The following is an 8,475-nucleotide window of genomic DNA, read 5'->3' as shown; positions in this document are numbered from 1 at the left end:
GAGCATCGACGCAAACCAGGCGGAGGCCAGACCCATGTCCAGCCGTCACAGCTTGCGGAGCCAGTCGTCGGCCACCCCGTGCAGCTTCTGCTCGGTCGGCCGCGGGTGTCTGTCGTCGAGCCGGTAGGAGAGGTGGTCGACTACGTCGACGACACCGTCCGGCCGGCGCGTCATGCCGACCGCGACGGGGATCTCGCTGCGCCGTTCCAGCCGGCCGGTGAGGGTGACCACGCCGTGCCGCGCCGTGACCTCGACGGCGTAAGGGGCCAGCCAGAGGGTGTTGCCGAGGACCTCCTGCCGGACCTCCCGCACGATCTCGTCCTCGGAACGCAGGAAGATCCTGAGCAGGTCGCCACGGGTGACGATGCCGACCAGCCGGTCCTCCGCGTCGACCACGGGCAGGCGTTCGACACGGTGTCCTGCCATCAGCAGGGCCGCCTCGACGACCGTGGCGTCGGAGCGGACGGTGACGGCCGGTCCCGACCTGACACCGGCCACCGTGGTCGCGTTGCTCCTGACGGCCGCACGCCGAGTGCCGCGACCCATGACGTGCGGGTGGTCGTGCCCGGGCTCGCGGGTCTGGTGCAGCATGAGATCGGTCTCGGAGACCACGCCGAGCACCTTGTCCCCGTCGACCACCGGGAGGCCGCTGACGCGGTGCTCCTCCACGAGCCGCACCGACTCCTCGAACGGTGTGCCGTACCCGGCCGTGACGACGTCGGTGACCATGACGGCGCCGACCTTCGTGGGCTTCATGTCCGGGCCTCCTTCAAGGCCATGACCCGTGCGCGGACGGGTCGAACCGAGAGCCCTCCTCTCCGGTGGGCCCGGGGCCCGGCGTCCGGCGCGCCGCTCCACGCCGACAGGGGCTGACCGGGCACACGGACGGGCCCAGTGACCCCTGCGCCCCGTCGCCGGAAGGTGGCACGGTGACATCGGAGCCCCCTGCTGCACGACGTGGCAGTCCGACGAAAGGCGGTGGGGACGATGACACCTCCCCTGGTCGTAGGCGTCGACGGATCGGAGGGAAGCCTGGCCGCGGTCGACTGGGCGGCGGACGAGGCAGGCCGCCACGACATACCGCTGCGGCTGGTGTACGCCTCCCGCTGGGAACGCTACGAGGCAGGAGTGCCGTCGGAGGGCACGGAACGCCCCTCGGAACGCGTGCCGGCCGAACACGTCGTCGCCTCCGCGGCCGAGCGGGTCGCCCAGCGCCGCCCGGACGTGAAGGTGACTGCGGACATCCTTCCCGACGACCCGGTCTGCGCCCTCCTGCGCGAGGGTGACCACGCACATGCCCTGGTCACCGGATCCCGCGGCCGAGGCGAGCTGACCGGGCTGCTGCTCGGGTCGGTCGGCCTGGCCGTGGCGGCCAAGGCGCACTGCCCGGTGATCGTGGTCCGGGGCGACCGGAGCGGCCTGGCCGGCGGCCACGGGCGGATCCTGCTGGGCGCGGGGGAGCCCGGCACCGCGAACGAGGCCGTACGCTTCGCCATCCGTGAGGCCGAGGTCCGCGCATGCGCCCTGTACGTCGTCCGCGCCTGGCGTTGCCCCGCCCACGAGGTCGGCAACCAGGTCGCGCTCGGAGAGGTCGCCCGGCAGCACGAGGGAAAGGCGTCGGCGCTGCTGGACGCACTGCTCGGCGAAGCCATCGCCGCCCGTCCCGGGGTCGAGGTCCGCAGCGTGACGGCCGAGGGACCGGCCCACCGGATCCTCGTGGACCGCTCGGCCGCCGCCGACCTCGTCGTCGTGGGCGCGAGGCGCCGGCACGCACACGTCGGTCTGCAGCTCGGCCGGGTGGCCCACACGCTGCTCCACCAGGCGAAGTGCCCGGTGGCGGTGGTACCGCAGCCGGAGTGATCGTTGCACCGGTCCACACGACGCCGAGGCGTCCGCCCCGCACGGAGGGAGCCGAAGTGAGCGGCTGGACGTGGGAGTACGACGGTTACCTGCCCGCCGACGAGCGGCTGCGGGAGTCACTGTGCACGCTGGGCAACGGCTGCTTCGCCACCCGCGGCGTCCTGCCCGAGTGCACCGCCGACGACGTGCACTACCCCGGCACCTACGCGGCCGGCGTCTACGACCGGCTCACCTCGGACGTGGCAGGACACCAGGTCGAGAACGAGGACATGGTCAACCTCCCGAACTGGCTGCCGCTCCGCTTCCGTCTCCCCGGCGGCGACTGGCTCGTCCCGGACACCGCCACGGTGCTCGACCACCGGCAGGTCCTGCACCTCGCCACCGGCCTCCTGGAGCGCCGGACACGCTTCGGCCTCGGTGCCGGCGGAGTCCTCTACGTCCGTCAGCAGCGCGTCGTCCACATGGCCGACCCGCATCTGGCCGCACTGCGCACCGAGTTCACGGCCGAGGGCTACGCCGGGGAACTGGAGGTCGAGGCCGCTCTCGACGGGGGTGTCACCAACGCTGGGGTGCCGCGCTACCGAGACCTCGACGGCTGCCATCTGACCCACGTACAAGGAGGAGTGGCCGCCCCGGACACGATCTGGCTGAGCTCCCGCACCAGCACCTCCGGCATCCGCGTCGGCGTGGCGGCCCGGCTGCTGACCGACGTGCCGATCACCGAGGCGACGCCCGAGCCGCTGCGAGCCGTCCAGCGCTTCCTGCTCCGGCTCACCCCCGGACGCACCGTCGTCGTCGACAAGATCGCCGCCGTCCACACCTCGCGCGACCCCGCGATCGGCGACCCGCTGCGGGCCGCCGTCGACCGGGTCGGAGCCGCTCCCGGCTTCGACGCCCTGATCGAATCGCACCGGACGGCGTGGGAACACCTGTGGCGGCGGGCCGAGCTGGACGTCCCGGGCCGGGCCGGCCGGATTCTGCGGCTGCACCTCTTCCACGTACTGCAGACCCTCTCCCCCCACACCGCGGACCTCGACGTGGGGGTGCCGGCCCGCGGGCTGCACGGGGAGGCGTACCGGGGGCACGTCTTCTGGGACGAGCTGTTCGTGCTGCCCTTCCTCAACCTGCACTTCCCGGAGGTCTCCCGCGCCCTGCTGCGCTACCGGTACCGGCGGCTGGACCGGGCGTGCGCGGCCGCGCGTGCGCTGGGCCTGCGCGGTGCGCAGTACCCCTGGCAGAGCGGCAGCGACGGTGGGGAGGAGTCCCAGCAGCTGCACCTCAACCCCCGCTCGGGACGCTGGCTCCCGGACCACTCGCGGCTCCAGTGGCACGTCGGATCGGCGGTCGCGTACAACGTGTGGCAGTACTGCGAGGCCAGCGGAGACACCGGCTTCCGGGACGGCGAGGGCGCCGAGACGCTCCTGCAGATCGCCCGCTTCTGGGGCGACGCCGCCACCTGGGACGACCGGCTCGGCCGGCACCGCATCCTGGGCGTGATGGGCCCCGACGAGTACCACGACGGCTACCCGGACGCCTCGCGACCCGGCCTCGACGACAACGCCTACACCAACGTCACCGCCGCCTGGGTCCTCACCCGCGCCCTGGAACTGCTGCGCACGCTGCCCGGGCCGCGCCGCCGTGAACTCGTCGGCCGCATCGGCCTCGACGACAGCGAGCCCGCACACTGGGAGGACGTCTCCCGCACCCTCCACGTCCCCTTCCACGACGGCTTCATCAGCCAGTTCGAGGGCTACGGCGACCTCGCCGAACTCGACTGGGACGGCTACCGGAAACGGTACGGCGACATCCGCCGCCTCGACCGGATCCTGGAGGCGGAGGGCGACACCGTCAACCGCTACAAGGCGTCCAAGCAGGCCGACGTCCTGATGCTCGGTTACCTCTTCTCACCGGCCGAGCTCCGGTCAATCTTCCAGCGGTTGGGCTACCCACTGGACGACGGGATCTGGGCGCGTACCGTCGACCACTATCTCCGCCGCACCAGCCACGGCTCCACCCTCAGCGGCCTGGTCCACGGCTGGGTGCTGGCCCGTGCCCGGCGTACGGACGCCTGGGGATTCGTCCAGGAGGCACTGCGCGGCGACATCGCCGACGTCCAGGGCGGCACCACCGGAGAAGGGGTCCACCTCGGCGCGATGGCAGGCACCCTCGACCTCGTCCAGCGCGGACTCACCGGCCTGGAGACCCGGGACGGAGCGCTCTGGCTCGACCCGGTGCCGCTGCCGGAACTGTCGTCGTACGCGGTGTCCCTGCGCTACCGCGGACACTGGGGGGTACGGCTGCGCCTGGCACGAGGCCGGCTGGAGATGCTGGTGCCCGCCTCGGACCGCTCACCGATCGAGATCCGGCTGCCGGACCGCGCGGTCCGCGTGGAGCCGGGGGACACCTGCCGGCTGGTGCTTGCGGACGGCGCCCAGGAGCATCCCGCCGAGCGGTGACGTCCTTGCCGGGCCCCCGGCGCCTCGTGTCCGCGCACGCTCCCGGTCGCCGGGAGGGAGTCGGCCCGACGCTCCGGTGCTCGGCCCGGCCGGCGCCGGTGCGCCGCCGTGCGCGCCGACGGCTCCCGTCCGGCGAACCGGGGAGGGAGCCGTCGGTGGCGCGGGCGTATGCCTGCTGCGCGTCAGGCGTGGCCGTGCGAGTGCCGGTTACCGGTGACGAGGCGGTAGAGGACGAGCAGTATGAGGGAGCCGACGATCGCGGCGATCCAGGTGGAGAGGTCGAAGAACCCGTCGATGGAGTCGACACCGAAGATCACCTTGCCGAGCCAGCCGCCGAGCAGACCGCCGACGATGCCGATGAGCATGGTGACGATGATGCCGCCGGGGTCCTTGCCCGGCATCAGGGCCTTGGCGATGGCGCCGGCGAGCAGGCCGATGATGATCCACGCGATGATTCCCATGGTGCGTCTCCGCTTCCTCGGACAAAGGCTGGGTCAGCTCATCGTGTGCTCCGATCGGATACGGACAAACGTCTTGTCCGGGTCCCGGTCCCGACGGCTCCGGATCGTCACGCAGTCACTCCCGAGCGTCCGGTTTGCCGCCGCCAACCGGGAAGACCGGCAGCCATGACCACTGTCCCGAGGCGCCCGACACCGCCCGCCCGTGCTGTCGGCCCGGTGCCCCGTCTGCTGCGCACCTGCCTCGACGTGCTGGGGCGGGCGGCGGACGTCGAGGCCCGCGACCGTGCCACGGCGCCCCCGCAGCAGGCGTCCCGGACACGGCAGCCTCCCTCGGCCCACGGGACGACGACACCACCGGGGTCGTCGTCCCCGACGCCGGTCACTTCATCCACGGCGAGCCGCCCGAAGCCGTCGCCATAGCCGGCTTCCTCGCCGACGGCGACCGACACCGCCCGGACCTGCCCGGCGCGCACCCGACCGGGCGTGCCACCACCGGGACGCCCTCGGGCCGGCGCGCCTCCGGGCGGAACGTCGCCGACGGCGGCCGGCCACCGGCCGTCGGGGCCCAGCTCTCGCGAGGCCCCGCGACCGGGTCAGACGGTGAGGACGACCTTGCCCTGGAGGTGGCCGCGGTCGAGCAGCCGGTGCGCGTCGGTGACCCGGTCGAACGGGAACGTCTCCTGCACGTGGACCCGGAGCCTGCCCCGTTCCACGAGTTCGACGAGTCCTCGCAGCGCGACCGGATCGGGGTCGACCGCGATGCCGCTGAAGCGCATGCCGGCCGCCTCGTACCGGGCGATGAGCTCCGTGTCCTCCTCGGCGACCGCCGTCACCAGGTGACCGCCCGGGCGGAGCACGGCGAGGGACCGCTCGACGGTGTCGCCGCCGATGGTGTCGAGCACGACGTCGATGTCGCGGACCTTCTCGGTGAAGTCGACCGTCGTGTAGTCGATCACCTCGTCGGCGCCGAACCCCTCGACGAACGTCCGCTTGCCGCCACTGGCGGTCGCGATCACGTGTGCGCCGAGTGCCTTCGCGATCTGGATCGCGACGTGGCCGACCCCGCCGCCACCGCCGTGCACCAGGACGCGGTCGCCCTCGGTCACACCGCCCAGGTCGACGAGTCCCTGCCATGCCGTCAGCCCGACGACCGGCAAGGCCGACGCCTCGACGTGCGAGAGCGACGCCGGCTTGCGCGCCAGGTGCAACGCCGGCGCCGACACGACCTCGGCATACGCGTTCGCCGCCCGCGGGAACAGCGGCATCCCGAACACCTCGTCGCCGGGCCGGAACCGCCACGTCTGCGGCGCCGCCTCGACCACGCCGCTGATGTCCCAGCCGAGCACGAACGGCGGCCGGCCGAGCAACGGGAACTCGCCGGCGCGCAGACGCGCCTCCAGTGGGTTCAGTCCGATCGCCTTGACGCGGACGAGTACCTCGCCCGGAAAGGGCCGAGGCTCGGGTGCGTCCACGACGGTGAGCACCTCGGGACCGCCGAGCACCTGCTGGGTGACGACTCGCATGACTCTCCTGGCACAGAAGGGAAGGGGGAGACAGCCAGGCTAGGTTTTCGGCAGGAACCCAGAGGTACCTCAGGCGCGGGTACGGTTGGCGCCATGAGCGGTTTCGGTCCCTGCGATGCCTTTCTCGCCGACTGCCCGGCACGTCTGGCGGTCGACCTCATCGCCGACAAGTGGACGGTGGTCGTGCTCTACGGTCTCAGCGAGGGCCCGGTCCGCCACGGCGAGCTGATCGATCTGATCGGCGGCATCTCCCGCAAGATGCTCACCCAGACACTCCGACGGCTCGAGGCGCACGGACTCGTCCGCCGCCACGCCTACGCCGAGGTGCCTCCCCGTGTCGAGTACGAGCTCACCCCGCTCGGGGCGACGCTGATCGACCCGATCCACACGCTGACCGAGTGGGCCAGGACGAACGGCGACGCGGTGCTCGACGCGCTCTACGCCGATCCCGAGCCGGCCGGTCACGGGGACTGAGGCCACCGCCAGGGCACGTCGGCCGGCACCCGGGACGGGCGAGACCCGGAATCGACGAGAACGCCTGTGCTACAAATGTCGCTGCGGCTCTCGCGGCCGCTCGGTCGGTTGTTGGGGAAACAGCAGCCTCACCAGGTAGTTCCTCATATCGTCAAGCACCGACCGCAGTACGTCGTCCGGCACCACAGGGGCCGGACGTACGCCGTCACCCGCCCGGGAACGTTGTCCGCTCACAGCGGGTGAGCGCGCTGTCGGGCCTCGACCGCTCCGTTCTGCGCCGCGTTGCACGGCTCGACAAGGAGCGGTCATGACCGACACCACCACCGACGCCGGAGTGCGGTGCGCCCAGTCCCCGGTCGCCGCCCGGGCCCTGTCGGAGCTGGAACGGCTGGCCCTGCTCGCCGACACCACCGCCCAGCTCATCTCCAACAACGACGTGGACGAGGCGCTGCACCGGGTGGTCGCCCTGGTGCTGCCGCGGCTCGCGGACTGGGCCGTCATCGACCTCATCACGGAGAGCGATGACGTGTCGCGGTATCTGGTGGTCCACGCAGGTGCCGACGGCCTCACCGTGCGCGAAGACCTGCAGGGACCGATGCCGCCGGTCTCCGACGCCTCCCTCATGCCCCTGTCCAGGGCCCTGCGAGGAGTGGCTTCCAACCTCGCCGGCCCGCAGACGTACGAGGGCGAACCGGACAGCGGTATCGCCGTCGAGCAGCGCAAACTGTTCCGGGCGACGGGGATCAGGACCGCGGTGATCGCGCCCATCCGGGGGCCGTGGGAGGTGATGGGCGCGCTCACGCTCGGCCGCTCCGACGACGGCGAGGCTTTCACCACGCACGACCTGGCCCTGCTGGAGGACATCGCCCGGCGCATCGGTCTGGCCCTGGAGAACGCCCGTCACTACCAGCGCCAGCGCCAGGTCGCCGAGACCATGCAGCGCTATCTGCTGCCCCAGTTGCCGTATCTGCCCGGGGTCGGCATGACCGCCCGCTACCTCTCCGCCCCGGATGCCTCCTACGTCGGCGGCGACTGGTACGACGCGTTCCACCTCCCCGGCGGTGACACCGCGCTGGTCATCGGCGACGTCGTCGGTCACGACCTCGAAGCGGCGGCGGGCATGGCACAGCTGCGCAACATGATCCGCGCGTTCACCTGGTCGCAGGACCGGCCGACGCACGGCATGGTCGAGCATCTCAACGAGGCCATGACGCAGATCACCGACGTCCGCATGGCGACCATGATCCTGGCCCGGCTGGCGGTCGACGCGACCGGCGCCTGGCAGCTGCGGTGGAGCAGCGCCGGCCACCCGCCACCGCTGCTCGTCGGTCGTGACGGCCTGACGCGCTACCTCACCGGGGCCAACGGGCTCCTCCTCGGCATGCCTTCGCCCCAACCGCGTTCCGAGGCCCGCGTCACCCTCCCGCCGGCCTCGACACTCGTCTTCTACACGGACGGCCTGATCGAGTCCCGCAGACAGTCACTGGACGCGGGGATGGAGAACCTGCGCCGGCACGCCGCCTCTCTGGCCCACCGCGACCTGGACACCTTCGCCGACCAATTGCTGCAGCGCTCCCGGCCCCACGACAACGACGACGACGTCGCCCTGCTGGCCGTCCGCCTCCCGGACGCCACCGGCGGCCGAGTGTCCTGAAACCGGCCCCGAGCCCGGTGCACGCATGGCCGGCGCGGTCGTCGAGC

General features: G+C 72.3%; 7 protein-coding genes. 4 read left to right on the top strand and 3 right to left on the bottom strand.

What is annotated here, in order from left to right; translation table 11 throughout:
• Positions 1–45: 45 nt before the first annotated feature.
• The gene (locus AB0472_RS43905; RefSeq protein WP_366365110.1) at positions 46–756 is read right to left on the bottom strand and encodes a CBS domain-containing protein; all 711 of its coding nucleotides are present in this window, start codon (positions 754–756) and stop codon (positions 46–48) included.
• Between the two features lie 231 nt (positions 757–987).
• Here AB0472_RS43905 and AB0472_RS43900 point away from each other — a divergent pair, with 231 nt between their 5' ends.
• Positions 988–1,860: a universal stress protein gene (locus tag AB0472_RS43900; protein ID WP_366365109.1), complete on the top strand. Its 873-nt coding sequence runs from the start codon at positions 988–990 to the stop codon at positions 1,858–1,860.
• Positions 1,861–1,916: 56 nt separating this feature from the next.
• Positions 1,917–4,316, top strand: coding sequence for a glycosyl hydrolase family 65 protein (locus AB0472_RS43895; RefSeq protein ID WP_366365107.1), 2,400 nt, complete (start codon positions 1,917–1,919; stop codon positions 4,314–4,316).
• Positions 4,317–4,498: 182 nt separating this feature from the next.
• Here AB0472_RS43895 and AB0472_RS43890 read toward each other — a convergent pair whose 3' ends face one another.
• Complete coding sequence (locus AB0472_RS43890) at positions 4,499–4,777, bottom strand: GlsB/YeaQ/YmgE family stress response membrane protein (RefSeq protein ID WP_366365105.1); 279 nt, start codon at positions 4,775–4,777, stop codon at positions 4,499–4,501.
• Positions 4,778–5,370: 593 nt separating this feature from the next.
• On the bottom strand, positions 5,371–6,300 hold the full coding sequence (locus tag AB0472_RS43885) for an NADP-dependent oxidoreductase (RefSeq protein WP_366365103.1): 930 nt from the start codon (positions 6,298–6,300) through the stop codon (positions 5,371–5,373).
• 93 nt (positions 6,301–6,393) lie between these two features.
• On the opposite strand from AB0472_RS43885, the gene AB0472_RS43880 reads away from it, so the two are divergent.
• A complete protein-coding gene (locus AB0472_RS43880) occupies positions 6,394–6,774 on the top strand; it encodes a helix-turn-helix domain-containing protein (RefSeq protein WP_366365101.1) in 381 nt (126 codons plus the stop codon).
• 307 nt (positions 6,775–7,081) lie between these two features.
• Entirely contained in the window at positions 7,082–8,428 is a 1,347-nt protein-coding gene (locus AB0472_RS43875) for a GAF domain-containing SpoIIE family protein phosphatase (protein ID WP_366365099.1), read from the top strand.
• Positions 8,429–8,475 lie beyond the last annotated feature (47 nt).

Origin of the sequence: Streptomyces sp. NPDC086777 (genome assembly GCF_040702065.1) — a bacterium.
Lineage (GTDB): Bacteria > Actinomycetota > Actinomycetes > Streptomycetales > Streptomycetaceae > Streptomyces.
This window is presented reverse-complemented; position numbering and strand designations above follow the sequence as displayed.